25 protein-coding genes, 1 tRNA gene and 2 pseudogenes are annotated in these 18,722 nt (G+C 60.8%); 20 read left to right on the top strand and 8 right to left on the bottom strand.

The window, feature by feature from the left end; all coding sequences use genetic code 11:
- Positions 1 to 296 precede the first annotated feature (296 nt).
- Genes BTN45_RS03280 through BTN45_RS03270 form a run of 3 tightly spaced genes read right to left on the bottom strand, consistent with a single transcriptional unit; the run spans position 297 to position 1,944 of the window.
- A complete protein-coding gene (locus BTN45_RS03280; RefSeq protein ID WP_000587837.1) occupies positions 297 to 839 on the bottom strand; it encodes an AAA family ATPase in 543 nt (180 codons plus the stop codon).
- Between the two features lie 12 nt (positions 840 to 851).
- Positions 852 to 1,712 carry an aminoglycoside N-acetyltransferase AAC(3)-IId gene (aac(3)-IId, locus tag BTN45_RS03275; RefSeq protein ID WP_000557454.1) on the bottom strand — a complete coding sequence of 287 codons (861 nt, stop codon included), beginning with the start codon at positions 1,710 to 1,712 and terminating at the stop codon, positions 852 to 854.
- Between the two features lie 34 nt (positions 1,713 to 1,746).
- Positions 1,747 to 1,944 carry a hypothetical protein gene (locus BTN45_RS03270; RefSeq protein ID WP_246751657.1) on the bottom strand — a complete coding sequence of 66 codons (198 nt, stop codon included), beginning with the start codon at positions 1,942 to 1,944 and terminating at the stop codon, positions 1,747 to 1,749.
- On the opposite strand from BTN45_RS03270, the pseudogene BTN45_RS03265 reads away from it, so the two are divergent.
- The 9 genes and pseudogenes from BTN45_RS03265 to BTN45_RS03225 form a co-directional block, all read left to right on the top strand.
- Positions 1,910 to 1,999: pseudogene (locus tag BTN45_RS03265) on the top strand (VirB8/TrbF family protein); the annotation flags it as partial. The gene BTN45_RS03270 and the pseudogene BTN45_RS03265 sit on opposite strands and share 35 nt — an antisense overlap.
- Positions 1,996 to 2,991: a P-type conjugative transfer protein TrbG gene (trbG, locus tag BTN45_RS03260; RefSeq protein ID WP_199122726.1), complete on the top strand. Its 996-nt coding sequence runs from the start codon at positions 1,996 to 1,998 to the stop codon at positions 2,989 to 2,991. The pseudogene BTN45_RS03265 and the gene trbG, both read left to right, overlap by 4 nt.
- Complete coding sequence (locus tag BTN45_RS03255) at positions 2,988 to 4,124, top strand: TrbI/VirB10 family protein (RefSeq protein WP_207588909.1); 1,137 nt, start codon at positions 2,988 to 2,990, stop codon at positions 4,122 to 4,124. The genes trbG and BTN45_RS03255 overlap by 4 nt, the downstream gene beginning before the upstream one ends.
- 2 nt (positions 4,125 to 4,126) lie before the next feature.
- Positions 4,127 to 4,363 (top strand): DUF2274 domain-containing protein, encoded by a 237-nt coding sequence (locus BTN45_RS03250; protein WP_099547431.1) that lies wholly within the window; start codon positions 4,127 to 4,129, stop codon positions 4,361 to 4,363.
- Positions 4,364 to 4,643: 280 nt separating this feature from the next.
- Positions 4,644 to 5,435: a phytanoyl-CoA dioxygenase family protein gene (locus tag BTN45_RS03245; protein WP_099547432.1), complete on the top strand. Its 792-nt coding sequence runs from the start codon at positions 4,644 to 4,646 to the stop codon at positions 5,433 to 5,435.
- Positions 5,436 to 5,631: 196 nt separating this feature from the next.
- Positions 5,632 to 5,952 (top strand): hypothetical protein, encoded by a 321-nt coding sequence (locus BTN45_RS03240; protein ID WP_099547433.1) that lies wholly within the window; start codon positions 5,632 to 5,634, stop codon positions 5,950 to 5,952.
- A complete protein-coding gene (locus BTN45_RS03235) occupies positions 5,949 to 6,302 on the top strand; it encodes a DUF6516 family protein (RefSeq protein ID WP_099547434.1) in 354 nt (117 codons plus the stop codon). The genes BTN45_RS03240 and BTN45_RS03235 overlap by 4 nt, the downstream gene beginning before the upstream one ends.
- Positions 6,299 to 6,685: a winged helix DNA-binding protein gene (locus BTN45_RS03230; RefSeq protein ID WP_099547435.1), complete on the top strand. Its 387-nt coding sequence runs from the start codon at positions 6,299 to 6,301 to the stop codon at positions 6,683 to 6,685. Before BTN45_RS03235 ends, BTN45_RS03230 begins: the two co-directional genes overlap by 4 nt.
- Positions 6,682 to 7,725, top strand: a pseudogene (locus BTN45_RS03225) (recombinase family protein); the annotation flags it as partial. The gene BTN45_RS03230 and the pseudogene BTN45_RS03225, both read left to right, overlap by 4 nt.
- 576 nt (positions 7,726 to 8,301) lie before the next feature.
- On the opposite strand, the gene BTN45_RS03220 reads toward BTN45_RS03225, so the two are convergent.
- Positions 8,302 to 8,392, bottom strand: a tRNA-Ser gene (locus BTN45_RS03220).
- A gap of 163 nt (positions 8,393 to 8,555) precedes the next feature.
- On the opposite strand from BTN45_RS03220, the gene BTN45_RS03215 reads away from it, so the two are divergent.
- Complete coding sequence (locus BTN45_RS03215; RefSeq protein WP_004440887.1) at positions 8,556 to 8,897, top strand: hypothetical protein; 342 nt, start codon at positions 8,556 to 8,558, stop codon at positions 8,895 to 8,897.
- Between the two features lie 89 nt (positions 8,898 to 8,986).
- Positions 8,987 to 9,163 (top strand): hypothetical protein, encoded by a 177-nt coding sequence (locus BTN45_RS03210; protein WP_004440886.1) that lies wholly within the window; start codon positions 8,987 to 8,989, stop codon positions 9,161 to 9,163.
- Here BTN45_RS03210 and BTN45_RS03205 read toward each other — a convergent pair whose 3' ends face one another.
- Entirely contained in the window at positions 9,164 to 9,964 is an 801-nt protein-coding gene (locus BTN45_RS03205; RefSeq protein ID WP_113382144.1) for an HpcH/HpaI aldolase/citrate lyase family protein, read from the bottom strand. It lies immediately after the preceding gene.
- A gap of 7 nt (positions 9,965 to 9,971) precedes the next feature.
- Positions 9,972 to 11,189, bottom strand: a complete 1,218-nt coding sequence (locus tag BTN45_RS03200; protein WP_137068510.1) for an FAD-dependent oxidoreductase — start codon at positions 11,187 to 11,189, stop codon at positions 9,972 to 9,974.
- Positions 11,190 to 11,510: 321 nt separating this feature from the next.
- On the opposite strand from BTN45_RS03200, the gene BTN45_RS03195 reads away from it, so the two are divergent.
- Together BTN45_RS03195 and BTN45_RS03190 are read left to right on the top strand one after the other, a co-directional pair.
- A complete protein-coding gene (locus BTN45_RS03195; RefSeq protein ID WP_004440878.1) occupies positions 11,511 to 11,858 on the top strand; it encodes a hypothetical protein in 348 nt (115 codons plus the stop codon).
- Between the two features lie 160 nt (positions 11,859 to 12,018).
- The gene (locus BTN45_RS03190) at positions 12,019 to 13,131 is read left to right on the top strand and encodes a pyridoxal phosphate-dependent aminotransferase (protein ID WP_207588907.1); all 1,113 of its coding nucleotides are present in this window, start codon (positions 12,019 to 12,021) and stop codon (positions 13,129 to 13,131) included.
- Between the two features lie 308 nt (positions 13,132 to 13,439).
- Here BTN45_RS03190 and BTN45_RS03185 read toward each other — a convergent pair whose 3' ends face one another.
- The gene (locus BTN45_RS03185; RefSeq protein WP_004440874.1) at positions 13,440 to 13,703 is read right to left on the bottom strand and encodes a sel1 repeat family protein; all 264 of its coding nucleotides are present in this window, start codon (positions 13,701 to 13,703) and stop codon (positions 13,440 to 13,442) included.
- A gap of 601 nt (positions 13,704 to 14,304) precedes the next feature.
- On the opposite strand from BTN45_RS03185, the gene BTN45_RS03180 reads away from it, so the two are divergent.
- From BTN45_RS03180 to BTN45_RS03150, 7 genes are all read left to right on the top strand, one after another.
- Positions 14,305 to 14,643, top strand: coding sequence for a DUF2147 domain-containing protein (locus BTN45_RS03180; protein WP_207588905.1), 339 nt, complete (start codon positions 14,305 to 14,307; stop codon positions 14,641 to 14,643).
- A 159-nt stretch (positions 14,644 to 14,802) separates the two neighbouring features.
- Complete coding sequence (locus tag BTN45_RS03175; protein WP_048902795.1) at positions 14,803 to 15,399, top strand: AAA family ATPase; 597 nt, start codon at positions 14,803 to 14,805, stop codon at positions 15,397 to 15,399.
- 141 nt (positions 15,400 to 15,540) lie between these two features.
- On the top strand, positions 15,541 to 15,723 hold the full coding sequence (locus tag BTN45_RS03170; RefSeq protein ID WP_034495855.1) for a hypothetical protein: 183 nt from the start codon (positions 15,541 to 15,543) through the stop codon (positions 15,721 to 15,723).
- A gap of 10 nt (positions 15,724 to 15,733) precedes the next feature.
- Positions 15,734 to 15,907 (top strand): hypothetical protein, encoded by a 174-nt coding sequence (locus tag BTN45_RS03165; RefSeq protein WP_004440867.1) that lies wholly within the window; start codon positions 15,734 to 15,736, stop codon positions 15,905 to 15,907.
- Positions 15,908 to 16,010: 103 nt separating this feature from the next.
- On the top strand, positions 16,011 to 17,516 hold the full coding sequence (amn, locus tag BTN45_RS03160) for an AMP nucleosidase (protein ID WP_207588903.1): 1,506 nt from the start codon (positions 16,011 to 16,013) through the stop codon (positions 17,514 to 17,516).
- Between the two features lie 65 nt (positions 17,517 to 17,581).
- Positions 17,582 to 17,812: a type II toxin-antitoxin system VapB family antitoxin gene (locus BTN45_RS03155; protein ID WP_006699381.1), complete on the top strand. Its 231-nt coding sequence runs from the start codon at positions 17,582 to 17,584 to the stop codon at positions 17,810 to 17,812.
- Entirely contained in the window at positions 17,809 to 18,198 is a 390-nt protein-coding gene (locus tag BTN45_RS03150; RefSeq protein WP_072494219.1) for a PIN domain nuclease, read from the top strand. Before BTN45_RS03155 ends, BTN45_RS03150 begins: the two co-directional genes overlap by 4 nt.
- 3 nt (positions 18,199 to 18,201) lie before the next feature.
- Here BTN45_RS03150 and BTN45_RS03145 read toward each other — a convergent pair whose 3' ends face one another.
- Positions 18,202 to 18,672 (bottom strand): OsmC family protein, encoded by a 471-nt coding sequence (locus BTN45_RS03145; protein ID WP_207588901.1) that lies wholly within the window; start codon positions 18,670 to 18,672, stop codon positions 18,202 to 18,204.
- Positions 18,673 to 18,722: the final 50 nt, after the last annotated feature.

Below are 18,722 nucleotides of genomic sequence, written 5' to 3'. Positions count from 1 at the left end.
AACGGGCAATACCCTAAGCCAATCCCGAGCCAAGCCCCTTCGGGGGAAGGTGTAGAGACTGGACGGGCGGCGCCTAAAGCCTTCGGGCAATGGCGAAGGGACAGTCCAGACCACGAACGTCATCAGACGGCGGCGAAAGTCGAGGTGGTACGAAAATCTGCTTCTCTGTGAGAGTACGGGTTCGAGTCCCGTCGTCCGCACCACAAAGCCAAACATCCCTGCGATGATCGACCTCTGGGCGTTTGGTCGTGAGCCCGCCACCCTCGCGCTACGCTTTGCGCAGGCGTCGAAGGCGATCAGGTGCGCCCATCGATTCCGTCGAGCACCATCGCTGCGAGTTCATCGCTGGTGTGTGCACCACTATCGAGAACACGGGTTGTGCATGGAAGCCGTTCCCTTGCGGCCAAGCATCGGGCGACATTCGCTAATCGCCACTCTCGAATCTCCGCATTTCGATTCGGGTCAGGATGCATGGTCTGGTTCGCGATCCGGTGACGCAATAGGTCCTCGTTGAGCGTCAGAAAGATGTGCAGCAGCTGATCGTCGATCCGCCTTACCCCGTCGAGTATCTCAGTCAGATAGTCCGGGTGCACGAGCGTCATTGGGATGATGATGTCCTGCGAGTAATTCCTTCGAATCTCCCTGACCGCCGCGATCGTAAGTCCCCTCCACAAGGGGAGATCCTGATAGTCTCCGCTCGCTGGCATGGGGACCGTTTCTTTCACCACGAACCCGATTTCCTCGGGGTCAAAGATCAGCGATTTGGAACGCCGATCGCGCAGCCGCTTAGCGAGCGTCGTCTTTCCGGCGCCGAAAGGTCCGTTGATCCAGATTATCATTGTCGACGGCCTCTAACCTGAAGGCTCGCAAGAGCGCTCGACGGCCTCGTGCGGAGGCACGATCGGAGTGGTTCCGAAATGCTTCTCAAGATAGGTGACGCCGAACGTCACGATGTCCTGCGCGTCGAACAGGTAGCACTGAGCAAAGCCCACGACACCTTCTCGATGGCGACCGAGCTTCACGTAAGCATTTGCTATAGTTTCAACCGCATCCGGCTTTCCTTCGATAGCAAAGCAATCGAGAATGCCGTTTGAATCGTAATCCGATGCCGTTTTCCAGGCGACTTCACCGTCTCTTCCAAGCATCGGCATCTCATACGTCACCCACCGTTTGTTGGGGATATCGGCAACCGCCTCGGCGTAGTGCAATGCGGTAACGGAGTTTAGCGGCGCACCCAACAGCAGGGCCTTCCCGCCAAGGCGAACGAACCGCTCGACGGGCGATCCTTCCCCCAAGGCGTGACCGAGTTCGTGAGGCTCCGTCAGCGTTTCAGCCAGCGGACCAACCGCGACCATCGATGCATCGGGGTGCGCGCTGCGCCGCGCGCCGGGGGCTTGAACCAGAAATTGATTCAGCAGGCCGAACCCACGGTAAGTCCCGGCTGTTGCGGGATCGAACGGCAGCCAGGTACGGCGGGCTTCGTCATCCAGCCGAGCGCCATTCAGAGTCTCCTCGTAGGGTGATCGGTCCCACGACGCGTATCCCATCACAGTGCCAGTCGGCCCAACCGCGGAGCGTAACGCGGCAACGACCGTCTCCGCTCCTCCTTCGACCGGACCAATCGCTTTAAGTGAGGCATGCACCATCAAGAGGTCACCGGTTTGGACTCCGAGTTTTTGAAGCGCCTCCGTTATTGCCTTCCGCGTATGCATCGCGATATCTCCTCTAAACTGCAAAACACTATACCTAATGGGCGGCGGTCAGACGGCGCGCCGGTGGCACGGGATGGGCCAGCGTTCGGCCGACGATCACGCCGGCAGCGAAGGCTGCGGGCGGAAACCAGTATCCTCGATAGAAGCGGTAGCCAGGACGCGCGACGACAACACCGCGATATCCATTATAGTAGTTCCAGCCACCGCGCAATGCCGAGCGCCTGCGCGCCAATCCGCTCGGAATCTACGTCAACGCAATTTCATGGTCGCGGGAGATGAGCCAATGAGGACGATCACCCGCACCCCGGCCGTTGCCGCCATGCTGCTTTCGGCCACCATGCTTGCGGGCTGCGCCACCAATCGCGCCCAGCAATGGAGCTATGACGATACCGTGCCGCCACTGCCGACCGTGCAGGCGGCCGTCACCAACGACACGCCCCGGCCGCTGCATGTCCCGCCGGCATGGACCGTGGCGCGGGGCGGCGAGGCTGCCGGCACGCCGACCGGCCGCGTCGAGAATGCCAACGCCGCCGCCCGCGTCGAGCCGCGCCGCGAAGGCTACTACAACGCGATCCAGATTTATCCGTGGAGCGAAGGCGCGCTCTATCAGGTCTATGCCGCAGTTGGGCAGATCACGACCATTGCGCTGGAGCCGGGCGAGAGCCTGACCGGCGCGGGGCCGATCGCGGCCGGCGACACCGCGCGTTGGATCATCGGCGACACCGAGAGCGGCAGCGGTGCGAACCGCCGCGTCCATATCCTTGTGAAGCCGACACGCACGGACATTTCCACCAACCTTGTCGTCACCACCGACCGGCGCACTTACATGATCGAGCTGCGCGCGCGGGAAACGCTCTACATGCCGGCCGTGGCATGGGCCTATCCCACACCGCCAGCAGGCCAGCGCCAGACCGTCCCGGCCGCGCCGATCATCCCGGCCGAGGCTGCGAGGAACTACCGCTACGGCCTGACAGGCGATAGCCCGCCATGGCGACCCATCTCCGTCTTCGACGATGGCCGCCGCGTCTATGTCGTCTTCCCGGCCGGGATCGTGCAGGGCGAGATGCCGCCGATCTTCGTGCTCGGCTCCGATGGCGAGCCGCAGATCGTCAACAGCCGCGTCCATCAGAACATCCTGATCGTGGACCGCCTGTTCGGCGCGGCCGAGCTGCGCCTTGGCAGCGGCAGCCGCCAGCAGACGGTCAGGATCGTCCGCATCAACCCGCCGCAGGCCGCCGCCGCGCAGCCCGCCAGCGCGACCGGAGACTCCCCGTCATGACAGACACCACTATCACCGACACCGCCGCGCCCATGCGGCTACGCGCCGAAACGCCCCGCGTCACCCGCCTGTCCCGCAAGATGCTGGCAGGCGTCGGTGCCGTCGCCTTGCTCGGCATCGGCGGGGCGCTCATCTACGCTCTCCAGACCCGCGATGCAGGACCGGGCGGCGAGGAACTCTATTCTACCGAGAACCGGCCCACGGCGGACGGCCTGTCGGGCTTGCCGCGCGACTATACCGGCCCGGTTCTCGGCCCCGCGCTGCCCGGAGATTTGGGCCGCCCCATCCTCGATGCGCAGAACAGGGGCCAGCCGGTTGCACCGCCCGTCATGGCGACGCCCGCCGTCGATCCAGAGGAAGAACGCCGCCGCGCCGAGGAAGAAGCCGCGCGCTTGAGCAACCTGTTTTTCCAGTCCGGCCCGCGCACGGGAGCACCAGCAGGAACGGCCATGCCCGGCCTTGCCGGTCTTGGCCTTGGTGGACAGCCTGCGACGCAGGATCGGCACACGGCTTTCCTCAATGGACCCGTGGACCGGCAGACCGTCGCGCCGGATCGTGTCGCGCCGCCGGCATCGCCCTATATCCTTCAGGCCGGGGCCCTGATCCCGGCCGCTTTGATAACGGGCATCCGTTCAGACCTTCCCGGCCAGATCACGGCGCAAGTCACCGAGAACGTCTATGACAGCCCGACCGGCTCGCTGCTCCTGATCCCGCAGGGCACGCGCATCATCGGCCAATACGATGACGGCGTGACCTTCGGCCAGCGCCGCGTCCTGCTTGTCTGGAATCGCCTGATCCTGCCGGGCGGCCGTTCCATCGTCCTTGAGCGCCTGCCGGGCGCGGACGCCAGCGGTTACGCCGGCCTTGAGGATGGCGTCGATTATCATTGGTGGGATCTGATGAAGGCGGCCGGACTGTCCACGCTGCTCGCGGTCGGGACGGAGTTGGCGACCAGCGACGAGGACCGGCTTATCCGGGCCATCCGCGACGGTGCGCAGGATACCGTCAATCAGGCGGGCCAGCAGATCGTTCAGCGCCAGTTGCAGGTCGCGCCGACGCTCACCATCCGGCCCGGCTTCCCGGTCAGGATCATCGTCACCCGCGACCTTGTGTTCGAGCCGGCAGGAGGTTGACAATGACCAAGCTGAAACTCGGCCCGCTGCCCGACGACAAGCCCGTCAAGGTGACGGTAGAGCTGCCCGCGCCGCTTCACCGCGATCTGGTCGCCTATGCCGAGGTGCTGGCCCGCGAGAGCGGCCAGTCCGCCGCCGATCCCGTCAGGCTGATCGTGCCCATGCTGGAGCGGTTCATCGCCACGGATCGCGGTTTCGCAAAGGCACGGCGGGAAGCAGGACAGACCATAAAAACATGAGCTTGAGTTGGTATATGTGCGTGGCAAGAGCAAAAAATTGTACGCAGCTACCTGTTTTCCATGACGGGGATATGCTAACCATCAAGCATCCTGCGACGCGGCATGTGCTTCGTCATGCGTCCTTGAAACCATCCGCTACGGAGCATACGTAACACCCATGATGTTCATTTCCACATTCTTCCCGCTGATCTGAACGACTGAAAGTCGTGCCGGCGCACCTGCGCCGTTCAGATTAAGACGGCCCTGCTGACGCGGAGGCCGAACGGAGAATGTGTTTGTAATGCCTAAATCTAAGCATGTCGGCCTGACTTCTGGTCAGGTCCAGAGCTTCATTGACGATGGGTTTGTCAAAATCGAAAATGCCTTCAGCGCCAACCTTGCAAAGCAAGGGAGGGACGAGTTGTGGGCGGATATAGGTCTGTCACCGGACGAACCTGAAAACTGGACTCAACCCGTTGTTCGAGTGGGGTTCAAGTCGTCGCCCCCCTTCATCGAAGCTGCTAACACGCCGCAACTGCACAAAGCCTACGACCAACTCGTTGGGGAAGGCCGATGGCTTGCCCCCAAAGGTGTTGGAACCTTTCCCATCCGCTTTCCGTCACCAGAATCTCCCGGTGACGACGGCTGGCATGTGGACGTGAGCTTTGGCACCGACAATCCAGATTTCATGGAGTGGCGGGCCAACGTTAAGAGTAGCGGACGCGCCTTGTTGATGCTGTTTCTGTTTTCGGATGTTGGTCCCAATGACGCGCCTACGAAAATACGAAAAGGGTCACATGCGGCGATTGCACGTGAGTTGCTGCCCTACGGCAATGCAGGCGCGACACTCAGGCAACTTTCCGAGAATGGCTACGCCTCTACGGAAGGTTGCGATGTTGCGTTGGCAACAGGTGCGGCGGGCACCGTCTACCTATGTCACCCATTCATCGTCCATGCGGCGCAACCTCATCGAGGGGAGCAACCGCGTTTCATGGCACAGCCGCCGCTGCTGCCGAAGGACGAGTTTGATCCGGCGCTACCTCCATCGCCGGTCCAGATCGCCATCCGTCAGGCATGTAGGCTGACGTTCTAAGCCAAGAGGCATCCGGGGCCGCAACGCGGCCCCGGATGTTGCTGGTTATCCGCTAGTGTCTCTGCAACTGGCGCAGGGGTGCCGCCAGCGCATAGGCGCAAATGCGGCACGCTACAGGCCGCCGACTGCCCTCCATGGTTCGCTTAATTCCGGGACCGTGAGTGCCCCGGAATCCACCAGAGCCAAGGAGGATTCCATGTGCGCAGAGCGCCGCCGCGCCCGCAAAGGGCGACCGCGACAGCCGGTTCCCGAGACACTTCCCGACGATCTTTTCGACTATGCCGACGAACCCACGTCGGACGGGCGGGAGCGCCGAAGGTCGCCGCTTCGCATCGTCGATGTGGAGTCGTTGCCTGTCTTCGACGACTGGCCCGAGAAGGTGCCGGTCACCGAGGAAGAACTGCAAATCTTCGAGCGGTATTTCGGCGACGTGCTCGACCGGCTGTTCGGCCCCATCGACGATCCTGACAATCAGGGCTTGAAATCGTTATCCTCTGATGATAACAGTAAGTCATGAGCGAGGATCGTGACCCGAGCCTCGACACGCTTCTGGACCTCGACGGTCAGGTGCTCGTTGTCGATCCCGAGAGCGGCCATTGGGTAAAGTTCGTCGTCACCCGCGTTCCGGTCTCGCCGGAGAAGCCGCACGGCCTCGATTACTCGCTCACGCTTCACGGGCCTTCGGGCGAGCGGCTGGTCGGCTTCGACAACGCCCATCCGGTCGGCCGGGGCAGGCGTGGCGGGCCGATGGACCATCGGCACCGTCTCCAGACCGTGAAGCCTTACGCCTACGAGGATGCGGCCACGCTGCTGGCCGACTTCTGGCAGGCGGTGGACGCGGTGTTGAAGGAGCGAGGCGTGCTATGACCACATTGAAAGTCGGGATTGCCGGCTACGATGAGATGAAGGCCCGCACCATGCGGATCGCGCGCGGCGAAGAAAAGCCGGCGGCCGACGATCCGAAGGTGTGGTTCACATCCATGGAATCCTTCGCGCAGCTCCTTTCCAGCGGGAACCGCGAGCTGCTGCGCGTCATCGACGAGCAGTCGCCCGGCTCGCTGGAGGAACTGTCGCGGATCACGGGGCGGGCGAAGCCCAACCTGTCCCGAACCCTCAAGAAAATGGCGCGCTACGGCCTGATCCGCATGGACCCCGGCGAGGGCCAGAAGCTCGTGCCCAAGGTGCTGCATGATCGCGTGGAGCTGGCGTTGCCCTTGCTCGAACGCCGCGCGGCGAAAGGAGGCCAATGATGAGCATTCAGTCCCCACACGTCGCCCTGCGCGCCGCGCTCTATCTGCGCGTCTCGACCGCCCGGCAGGCCGAGCATGACGTGTCGATCCCCGACCAGCGCAAACAGGGCGAAGCCTATTGCGCTTCGCGCGGCTACCAGCTTGTCGAAACCTTCGTCGAGGCCGGAGCATCGGCGACCAACGACCGTCGCCCCGAGTTCCAACGGATGATCGAGGCCGGCACCAGCAAGCCCGCGCCGTTCGACCTGGTGGTGGTTCACAGCTTCTCGCGTTTCTTCCGCGATCACTTCGAGCTGGAGTTCAACGTCAGGAAGCTCGCCAAGAATGGCGTCCGGCTGGTGTCCATCACACAGGAAATGGGCGACGACCCCATGCACGTCATGATGCGGCAGATCATGGCGCTGTTCGACGAATACCAGTCGAAGGAGAACGCCAAGCACGTCCTGCGCGCCTTGAAGGAGAACGCCCGCCAAGGCTTCTGGAACGGTTCGCTTCCGCCCATCGGCTACCGCGTCGTCGATGCCGAGCAGCGCGGCGCGAAGATGAAGAAGAAGCTGGAAATCGACCCGCTGCACGCCGACACCGTGCGGCTGATCTTCCGCCTTGCAACGGAAGGCGACGGCACGTCCGGCCCCATGGGCGTCAAGAACATCGTCAGCTACCTCAACAGGAACCACATGTTCACCCGCAGCGGCGGGCGTTGGGGCATCGGCCAGCTCCACCGTATCCTGACCCGGCGCACCTATATCGGCGAGCATCGGTTCAATCGCCGTTCCAAAAAGGGTGACGTGAAGCCCGAGGAGGAAATCGTCACCGTCGCGGTGCCACCGCTGATCGACCTTGAGACCTTCGAGGCGGTGCAGAGGCGCTTGCAGGTCAATAATCCGAAGGTGACGCCGCCGCGCGTGGTCAGCGGCCCAAATCTGCTGACCGGCATTTGCCATTGCGGCAATTGCGGAGGTGCGATGACGCTGCGCACCGGCAAGAACGGCCGTTATCGCTATTATGCCTGCTCGATCCGGGCGCGGCAGGGCGAGACCGGCTGCAAAGGCCGCGCGATCCCCATGGACAAGCTCGATCGCATAGTGGTCAGCCATATCGAGGAAAGGGTGCTGGACCCCGAGAGGATCGAAGATGTGCTCGCCTCGCTGCTCGACCGCCGGCAGGAGAGCGTCGAGCGGCGCAGCCAGCACATTGCAGAGCTGAACCAGCGCGCGGCCGAGGCCGACATGCGCCTCAAGCGGCTTTACGACGCTATCGAGGCTGGTTCGCTCGACCCGGCCGAAGCCGCCCTCGGCGAGCGGATAGCGGGCCTTACCGCGCTACGGGATCAGGCACGCGCCGACGCCGAAAGAACCGAGGCCATGCTGAAAAGCTCGGCCCATCAGGGCCTCACAGGGGCAGCCGTGCGGGAACTGGCGAGTGAAGCCCGCACCCGACTCCGGCTTGGAAAGGGCGGCTATCGGCGGGAACACGTCCGGGCCTTCGCCCAGCACGTCGAGGTCGCGGACGACGCAATCTACATCAAAGGCAGCAAAAGCACCCTGTTGAGGACGCTGGTAGCCACTAAGGGAGGGAAAACGGCGGAAATCGGCGTTCCCGGTTTTATACCGAAGTGGCGGAGAGGATGGGATTCGAACCCACGATACGCTTTTGACGTATACTCCCTTAGCAGGGGAGCGCCTTCGACCACTCGGCCACCTCTCCGGTGCGGCCTGATTATTGCGTAAGAAAAATGATTGCAAGGCTTTTTCGCCAAGAAGCCAAAAAACCTGTTGGCCAAATAAACCGCGGGTCAAACTTTACGCCCGGTTGCGGAACTTCTTCAGGGCCCGCACGTTTTCGCCTCGGTAACAAAAGAGGTGTTCTAATGGCTCAGACCAAACTGAATGTTGTCGAAGACACGATCGAAAACCAGATTGCAGAACTGCGTTCGCAGATCGCATCCCTGTCAAAATCCGTTTCTGCCCGTGCGGAAGGTGTTGGAGAGGATGCATCGGAATTTCTGGATGAGGCGCGCGGCCGCGTTCGCAAGGCGGCGCATAATGTCCGGGCGCAGGGCCAGAATGTCGTGGAAGCCGTGAAGGAAAATCCAGGCACCGCCACCTCCCTGCTGACGATCGTCGGCGCACTCGGTTTCGCGATCGGTTATGCGGTGGGCACGAGCACGCAGCAGAGTTCGTCGAACAGCAGCCTTTATCGCTGGCGCTGATGACGAACGGGCATTAAATCAAGGCAAGGCGGGTTTGCCCGCCTTGCCTTTATGCATTGGTGAAAAAAGCAGGAATGAAGGGGGCGAATATGCGGTTCAGCGACGATCTTGAGGCAGCATTGTCTGATTTTGCAAGGGATCACGGCATCGATAGGGACGAGGCAATCCAGCGCATCGTCCGCTCCGCCCTCATCAATGGCGGTTATCTCGCCTCCGGCGAGGAAGGTATTCCGCCGGAGAAGCTGAACGCCAGTAACGACGATTGATCAATATCCTGATCCGGACGGCGTCACTGCCGGCCCACCCTTGTAGCGGGCGGAAAGCGCACGCAGCGTATTGGCGAGTTCCGTGACATCGGCTCCCACGGCGACGAACGACGCGCCGAGTTCAAGATAACGGCGATTATAGGTTTCATTGAAGGTGAGGATGCCGGCGGCCTTGCCAGCCGCGACGATTTTCACGATCGCCGCTTCGATAACCGCCTGCACCGCCGCTTCGTCAATCCTTCCCAGATAACCCATGTCCGCGGCCAGATCCGCCGGGCCGATGAAGACGCCATCCACGCCGTCCACCGCAAGAATATTGTCGAGATCTTCGATTGCCGCGCGGGTTTCCGCCTGCACCAGCAGGCAGACGCTGGCCGAGGCGCTGTCGGCATAATCCGTTATCGTATTAAAAGCGGAAGCGCGGGCGACGGCCGCTCCCATGCCGCGAATGCCGCGCGGCGGGTAATGCATGGCGCTGACGAGAGCTTCCGCCTGTGCCGCTGAATCGACCATGGGCACAAGAAGCGTGCGGGCGCCAGCATCCAGAAGCTGCTTGATCATCCAGCTCTCGCCGACAGGCACACGCACCACCGGCTCGGCGACAGAGGTGGCAAGCGCGCGCAGCTGGTCGATGATGCTGCGCAGGTCGTTCGGCCCGTGCTCACCGTCGATCACCAGCCAGTCGAAGCCAGCCGTTCCGGCGATTTCCGCCGTAATGGCCTCGCCCATGTCGAGCCACAGGCCAATCTGCGGCTTGCCGGCATGAATGGCGGTTTTGAAACGGTTTTCGGCAGCGGGCATGATATCCTCAGGAGAGCAGTAATTTCAGATCGGCGGACGGATCCGCCAGGATTGTGCGGTCGGGTTGGGCGGCTGTATCGAGCAGTTTCTTACCCGCAACATAGGCCTTGGCGTCATTGACGGCATCGACAGCCACGAAGCGGCCATCACGGAAATACCAGATGGACCAGCTGCCTTCCCTTGCGCCGGGCCTCAAAATCGTCTCGTCGTAACCGAGATTGAAGCCGGCGATCTGCAGCTTCACATCGTACTGATCCGACCAGAACCAGGGTTTCGCGTCGTATACCGCTTCCATGCCGGCCAGTACGGCGGCAGCCGCCTCAGCCTGATCGACCGCGTTCTGGACCGATTCGATCCTCACCTGCTGGCCGCGCCAGGGCAGAAGCGCGCAATCGCCCACCGCGTGAATGGCGGGGTCGGATGTCCGGGTATATTCGTCAACCACGATACCGTTACCAACATCGAGACCCGATTCGCGGGCAAGCCGGTCGTTCGGTGTCACGCCGATGCCGACGATGACGAAATCCACGTCGATCGTCGAACCATCCGAAAGTTCTGCCGCGGCAACCCGCCCGTCCATGCCGACGAGGCGCACGAGGCCGGTTTTTTCGCGGATGGAAACGCCCTGGGCCTGATGAATGCCGCGCATGATATCCGCAGTTTCCTTCGCCGCCACGCGCTGGAGAATACGGTCGGCCATTTCGATCAGCGTCACCTCGAGGCCAAGCTTGCGGGCAACGGCGGCAGCTTCAAGGCCAATATAACCGCCACCAATGACCAGCAGCCTGCGGCCCGGCTTCATCTCCTCCGTCAAGCGGTCGGCGTCGCGCCTGTCACGGACGGTAAGCACGCCGTCGAGATCGCCACCGATGCTGGCGGGCAGCAGCCGGGGCGCGGCCCCGGTCGCAAGAACCAGCCGGTCATAAGAAAGCGTACTGCCATCCTGCATGCGCACGGTCTTGCCGGCGCGGTCTATCTCCTCCACCCAGGTGGAAAGCCGGATATCGACATTGTTTTCGGCATACCATTCTTCCGGGCGGAACATCAGCCGGTCAAAACTCATCTCGCCGAGAAGGTATTTTTTGGAGAGCGGCGGCCGCTGATAGGGGTAGGCATCTTCCGAGCCTATGATGGTGATGGCACGCTCGTCCTTCAGCGCCCGGAGCTTCGACGCCAGCGCAAAAGCGGCCTGCCCCGCCCCGACGATTACCAGCCTTCCAGTCACTTTCCACTCCCAGGACAATCACAGCCGGCCGATGATCCCCGAGGCTGCGAAGCGATATTGCGCGATCAGGCGTAACGCCAAGTACGGCCGGCGTCAACCGCACGAGCCTCCAGCCCTGTGCAAGCGTGCCCGATTATCAAAACGGGCGCCCGCCTTCTGCAACCAGTCGAGATAATGTGCGTTTTAAACAGGCGAAACACGGGTTGCGTACAAAGCTGGCCCATGTCGATACGGACTAGAGACAATTGCGGATATTTCCTTCATGCCCTGGCAAGGAAGCCGCGTTAAAATCAGACGGAAGAGGCAATCCGGGAGGTTGTCATGGCTCTACATATGGATATCGGTCAAAACGTCCCGCAGGACGAGATGTATGAGAAATTTCAGATCGACCGGCCCGGCAAGATCACCTTCATCGGGCACCACCTGAGCGCCAAGGACACCATGCGCTGCCTGGTGCGCACCATTTCGCTCTACGGCGCGGAGCTGGATGTCAGTGCCGATCTGGAAATGCCGGTCAACTTCTATCTGGAAATTCTCGGTATCCGCGACGAAATCGGCTGCACGCTGATCCGCCGGGAAGAGGAAAAGGTGACGATCGGCTTCAACATGCTGATCGATGCCGAATTTCTGCACCATGTCCGCCGGCTGAGCTTCGAGACCAGCGTCTGAGCGGCAACCGCGCGTCAGCCCGCCGATCTTTGCGTTGTGCCGTGGGGAACCAAAAATCTGCTGCCAAACACTCATCTAACCCCCGGGCGCGGCTTGCGTCCGGCTTTTTTGCACCTATTGTGAGCCGGGTTTTCAAACACAGGTCCCGGAACTTCTGTCAATGTCCGCTTTTTCACGCCTCACGCCGCTTGCCGCTTCGCTTCCCTCCACCGTTCCCTTCGTCGGCCCGGAGGCCATAGAAAGGAACCGCGGCTTGAAGGTGGAGGCGCGAATCGGTGCAAACGAAAGCGGCTTCGGCCCCGCCCCATCAGTGCTTCTGGCGATGCGCGATGCGGCGGCTGAAACCTGGATGTATAGCGATCCGGAAAATTTCGAGCTGAAGGAAGCGCTTGCCATCCACCACGGGGTTTCGCGCGGCAACATCGCCATAGGCGGCGGAGTGGACGGATTGCTCGGTGAAATCGCCAGGCTGATCGTGGAACCAGGCACGCCTGTTGTCACCTCTTTGGGAGGCTACCCCACCTTCAATTATCACGTGAACGGTTTTGGCGGAAAACTGGCGACCACGCCCTATGTAGACGACCACGAAAACCTCGACGGGCTTCTCGACCTCGTTCACAGGGAAAACGCGCCGCTCGTCTATTTCGCCAATCCGGACAATCCCATGGGAAGCTGGTGGGATGCGAGCGAGGTGGTGGCATTTGCCCGCGCGTTGCCGGAAACCTGCCTGCTCATTCTGGACGAGGCCTATTGCGAAACCGCGCCCGCAAGCGCGGTGCCCGCTATCGACGCGCTGATCGGCCAGCCCAATATCCTGCGCATGCGTACCTTCTCCAAAGCCTACGGGCTCGCCGGCGCCCGCGTGGGTTACGCCATCGGTACGCTTGGCAATGTCGAAGCCTTCGACAAGATCCGCAACCATTTCGGCATGGCGCGTATTTCTATCGCCGGCGCTTTGGCAGCGCTCAAGGACCAGGCCTATCTGCATGAGGTGGTTGGCAAGATTTCCGAGGCACGGGATCGTATTTCCGCTGTCGCCCGCAATAACGGCCTTTCACCGCTGCCCTCCGCTACCAATTTCGTTACCATCGATTGCCACCGCGACGGCGCCTATGCGCGCGCCATCGTTGACGGGCTGATGGACCATGGGGTCTTCATCCGCATGCCGGGCGTGGCCCCGCTTAACCGTTGCATCCGCGTGAGCGTTGGGCCGGGTGACAAGCTCGATCTGTTCGAGCAGGCATTGCCGAAGGTTCTCAAGGCCATCGGGTAAGCTCCCAACCCACCCTCATTCCTGTGTTCGTCACAGGAATGAGGGTGGGAAAGTGCCGCGCGTTACACACATCGAATCAACATCCTCCCGCAAGCCCCTGCGCGAGAATCATTTTCCGGCGAAGACACATTGCCGAACATAAGAAAACCGCGCCGGCCTTGTTCCTGCCGGTCGCGGTTCGATGTGTCAGCGCAAAAGCTTCGTTTCGGAGCCCTCGCCGCGTTCCCCTTCGGGTTTTACTTTCGTTTGGGCCGGTCGTCGGGACTGGAGGGAACCGCGCCGGCAATCTCATGGATCGCGGAGATGGATCAGTGCATCGTCATCCAGTCGCGGGCGGCGCGAAGGGCTTCGGCCAGTTCCGCTTTCGTCATGTTGCGGGCGAGATCCGCACGGAGAGAAGCCGCTCTTTCCGATCCGCGGATCGCGGCGATGTTAAGCCATTTGTGGGCCGCGATCAGGTCCACCTTGCAGCCCCGGCCGGTCGCATAGACCAGGCCGAGATTGCAAAGGGTGTCGGCGCGGGTTTCGCCACCGGCAGCCATTTCGATATCACTGATGTCAAAGCGTGCCATTGTTTTAATCCCTGTCGTTCTGCCTGTTTTCATCGTGCGCCTTCTTGCCGAGGCGTCTTCCGGACTGCCGTCTTTTGCGGCTTTTTTGTCCTTCAGTCTGGCAGGTTTTCCCTGCGCTTTTGATGAGTTCACTATGCCACGAGGCTTTCAACGCTCGCTTAAAAGGCATGATTAATGTGCCGCAAACAAATTCCAAACGATTGGTAAAATTGGTTTTTTGTTAAATATCATTGCCTGCGGAAATTAAGGACTTTCCCGCGAATTTTACGAAAGCTTTACAATTGGATTTAAACCCTTCCTTCACCACGATAAGAACCGCGATTTTTGAAACTGCTCTCCTTCGCCCTCCCCGCGCACGCCGACGCTGCACCGGCACCGCAAATTTATGTTTCCTTTTACGTGAACGTCAAATACTATCCGCCCTGCCCGTCACGAGGATAAAACGGGCACGGAAGAGCGCGGTGGGAGGAGCAATCGTTGCACCGCACGGCGGCCGCCGGCCAGAGATGGTGGAGGCATGCTGAAGGGAGTTTGATCTGCGCATCGCATCCTTGGCCGCTCCGGCCTGGGAAAAGCCTGCGCGAATTTCGGGAGGAATTTCATGAAGCTTATGATGACGATTGCAGCTGCCCTGTTGATGAGCGGCAATATTGCCTTTGCCGCCGAGGCGATCGAAGGCAACTGGAAGACGGCCAGCGGCGAAACCGCCGTGATCGGCCCCTGCGGCGGTGCTTTCTGCGTGACGCTGAAGACCGGCAAGCATGCCGGAAAACAGATCGGCAAGCTTTCGGGAAAGGGAAACAACTACTCGGGTGAGATCACCGATCCCGCCAATGACAAGACCTATAGCGGCTCCGGCACCGTTTCGGGGAATTCGCTAAGCATGAAGGGTTGCGTGCTGAAGGTTCTGTGCAAATCGCAGACCTGGACACGGCTGTAATACAGGGAACGGCAGGCGGGCTTTTGTCCCTCAGCCTGCCGTCTCGCGACGCAGAGCGCGGTGGCTGCCAGGAATCGCGCGCAGGCTGCGAACAGACGTCGCATGGAAACCATATATCCGTTTATTATCGCTGCATCCGATGCCAATGAGAGCAACGATATGCGCCCCACCCTTTCGACAATTCTGATCGCGGGCACCTCGCATGTCGGCAAAAGCACGCTGGCCGGCCTGCTCAGCGAAAGGCTGCGCTGCGAGGCGATATCGACCGACAGTCTCGCCCGCCATCCGGGGAGGCCATGGCCGGGTATTCCGGTGCCGGTTGAGGAATATTACACACAGCTGTCGGCGGATACGATCCACTGGTTTCTCAAGGTCCATCACCAGAACATTTGGCCGCTGATCCGCGCGATGATTGACAGAAGATCCGGCACAGGGACTACGACGATCTTCGAGGGCGCCGCCCTGCGACCGGAGTTCATATCGCCTCTCCTCGACAGCACGGTGGCGGGCGTATTTCTTCATGCCGACAATGATTTTCTTCTCGAAAGAATGCGCTCTGAAGCACGCTACCAAGATGCAACGGCGAAGAGGCAGCGGATCATGGACGCCTTCATCGAACGCTCGCTACGTGAGAACACCGAGATGCTGGCATCCGCGCAGGAGCACCGGGTGCCGATTGTCGACGTGACCCAAGGTGAAGAATTGGAGAAACTGCTAACCGATCTTGCGCCAGGCGCGGACATCCCTCTGTCCTGAAGCTGGGCATGCGCACCACTGCGGCATCAATCCGCCATGTCACCGCCCGTTAACATCCCTGAACACCATATGAACCGGGGCCTCAGGGTCCGTTCAGTCCGACTATGGCAAAACTCTGTCCATCAACTCCGATAAAGGGGAATGGACATGACAAAGCTGATCAGCCGACTGGCAATCTTCGCGTTTCTCATGGCGATCTTCGCCATGTCCTTCGCCTCGCTCGTCGTTAATCCGAACCGCAGTTTTCAGCGCGTGAATGCCGGTGCGGCAATCGCATGCCAGCACGGCTCGGCGCCCGCCGCCAATTGCCCCGTCGTATTGTGAGGACCGGCCAATGACCACCAGTTTTTCCAACGGCCTGTTCTCCGCACTGCGGCTGATGCTGATGGCCTCGATCTTTCTCGGCCCGGTGGCCGGACTTGCGGTTTACAAGGCCGATCCCCGCCCCGCCTCCAAAGGCGCCGGCTTCGTGCTGCTGATGAGCCTGCAGCGCGGCGCACTCGGCTGAGTTTCTGCCGCGCCAGCATTGTCCGGCTGCATTTTCGCGTTTCTTTTCAGTTTCTTCGTATTTCTGTCGCTTGCCTGTCGAAATTGGCCTCTTATAATGGGCCATGACAATAGCAAAACCAACGATTCCGCCCCTTACCTTCATCAGTCCAGAGCCTTTCGCGCCGCAGACATTCACGGACCCGAAAGAAGCTGTTGCGGCTTTGAGCGCGCTTTACGAACGCAACACGGCGTTCCTGATCAAGTCCTTCACAGACCTTGCCAAGGGCGCGCCGATTGCCGGGCGTTACCGCGCCTGCTACCCGCAGGTCAGCCTCGAGACCGCCACTTTCGGCCATGTCGATTCCCGCCTTTCCTATGGCCACGTAACCGCGCCCGGCGTCTATACGACAACGATCACACGGCCTGAGCTTTTCCGCCACTATCTCAAGGAACAGCTGGGGCTTCTTATGAAGAACCACGGCGTTCCGGTCACGGTGTCGGAATCGGCTACGCCCATTCCGCTGCATTTCGCTTTCGGTGAAGGCGCGTATGTCGAGGCAGCGGCGGCTTCGTCGCTGTCAGACGTGCCGCTGCGTGATCTCTTCGATACGCCCGATCTCAACAATACCGACGATCTCATAGCCAATGGCGAATATGATCAGGTGCCGGGCGAGCCGGCGCCGCTTGCGCCCTTTACGGCGCAGCGCATCGATTATTCGCTGGCGCGCCTCAGCCATTATACGGCGACGAGCGCCAGCCATTTCCAGAACTTCGTGCTGTTCACCAACTACCAGTTCTATATCGACGAATTCGCTGCCTGGGCGAGGCAGATGATGAAGAATGGCGGCGAGGGTTACACGGCCTTTGTGGAGCCGGGCAACATCATCACCCATGCGGGTTCCGACAAGCCCGAGACGGACGCGGTGCTGGCCCGACTGCCGCAGATGCCGGCCTATCACCTGAAGAAAAAAGGTCATGCCGGCATTACGCTCGTCAATATCGGCGTCGGCCCCTCCAACGCCAAGACGATCACCGACCACATCGCCGTGCTGCGCCCGCATGCCTGGCTGATGGTTGGTCATTGCGCCGGCCTGCGCAACAGCCAGCGGCTGGGCGACTATGTTCTGGCCCACGCCTATGTGCGCGAGGACCACGTGCTTGACGACGACCTGCCGGTCTGGGTACCCATCCCGGCGCTTGCCGAAGTGCAGCTGGCGCTGGAAGGTGCAGTCGCCGAAGTCACGGGTTACGAGGGCTTCGAACTGAAGCGCATCATGCGCACCGGCACCGTCGCCACCATCGACAACCGCAACTGGGAGCTCCGTGATCAGGCCGGTCCCGTCAAGCGCCTGTCGCAGTCCCGCGCCATCGCGCTTGACATGGAATCCGCTACCATAGCGGCCAACGGCTTCCGCTTCCGTGTGCCCTACGGCACTCTGCTGTGCGTTTCCGACAAGCCACTGCATGGCGAATTGAAGCTGCCAGGCATGGCGACGGAATTTTACCGCACCCAGGTCGCCCAGCATCTGCAGATCGGCATCCGCGCCGTGCAGAAGCTTGCCGCCATGCCGACGGAAACGCTGCACTCGCGCAAGCTCAGAAGCTTCTACGAGACGGCGTTCCAGTAAAAAGAGATATCGCAGAGGCATGCCTTGGTGTATGATTTTGAAAATCGATACACCAAGGATTATCCATGCGTACGAATATTGATCTTGATGACGCCTTGATCGCCGAAGCGATGGAAATTACCGGCCTTTCGACAAAAAAGGCGACGGTGGAGAAGGCGTTGCGCGATCTGGTGCGAATTCACCGCCAGATGCGTGCCCTCGATGCATTGGAGGGCACGGATTGGGAGGGCAATCTGGACGAGATGCGGACGGATTGGGACGCTGAAACGGATTGGGATGTGAAGAAGGGAAAATGATCGTAGCAGATAGCTCTGCCTGGATTTCATTCATTCGAAAAGACACGCCAGCTCTCTCCGCCAAGTTTCGCGCCTTAATGGCGCAGGGCGAAGTTCTGATCGGCGATATCATTCTTCTTGAGGTGCTTAGAGGCGCACGGGACGGTCATCATGCGCGGCATCTTGAACAAATGCTGGGAGAATTTCCCTGCGTCGCGATGATGTCTCCCCAACTCGCCATCAAGGCTGCCGCAAATTATCGCTTTCTACGCAATCACGGCTATACGATTAGAAAAAGCAACGACCTCATCATCGGCACCTACTGTATTGAGCATGGCCATAAGCTGCTGCAAAACGACCGAGACTTTCAGCCGATGGCCGATCATCTCGGTCTGCAACTGGCATGAGCCTCAAACCACCTTCACGGTCACCTCCACCCGCACCGGAAAATTCACCGACCGCGCGATGAAGCACTTGTCGTGCGCGTCATGGTGCAGCGCATCCGCCCGGGCGGAATCGCCCTTGGAGATGGTGATGACCGGTTTCAGCACCACTTCGCTGAACTGCCCGGCTCCATCCTTTTCCATGACGAGCGTGCCTTCGGCGTTGTCGACATAGTCTTCGACGATGATGCCGTTGACCGAGCAGAAATGCAGGTACCAGAGCTTGTGGCAGGCCGAGAGCGAAGCGACCAGCAGGTCTTCAGGGTTCCAGCGGGCGGGATCGCCACGGAAGGCCGGATCGGACGAGCCGGCTATATCAGCCTTTCCCTCGGTGGAAATCGTGTAGTCGCGTTCGTAGTCGCGATAGCCCGACGTGCCCTTGCCACGATTACCCGTCCACGTCACCTTTACGGCGTAATGGTGTTCCTGTCCTGCCATTTCAGTCCTCCCTTGGCATCTCTTTTCGCATTCTTTAACGGAAAACCGGT

Source organism: Rhizobium sp. ZX09 (genome assembly GCF_017357485.1).
Classification (GTDB): Bacteria; Pseudomonadota; Alphaproteobacteria; order Rhizobiales; family Rhizobiaceae; genus Agrobacterium; species Agrobacterium pusense.
The sequence above is the reverse complement of the archived record's forward strand: the minus strand, read 5'-3'. Positions and strand labels throughout refer to the sequence as shown.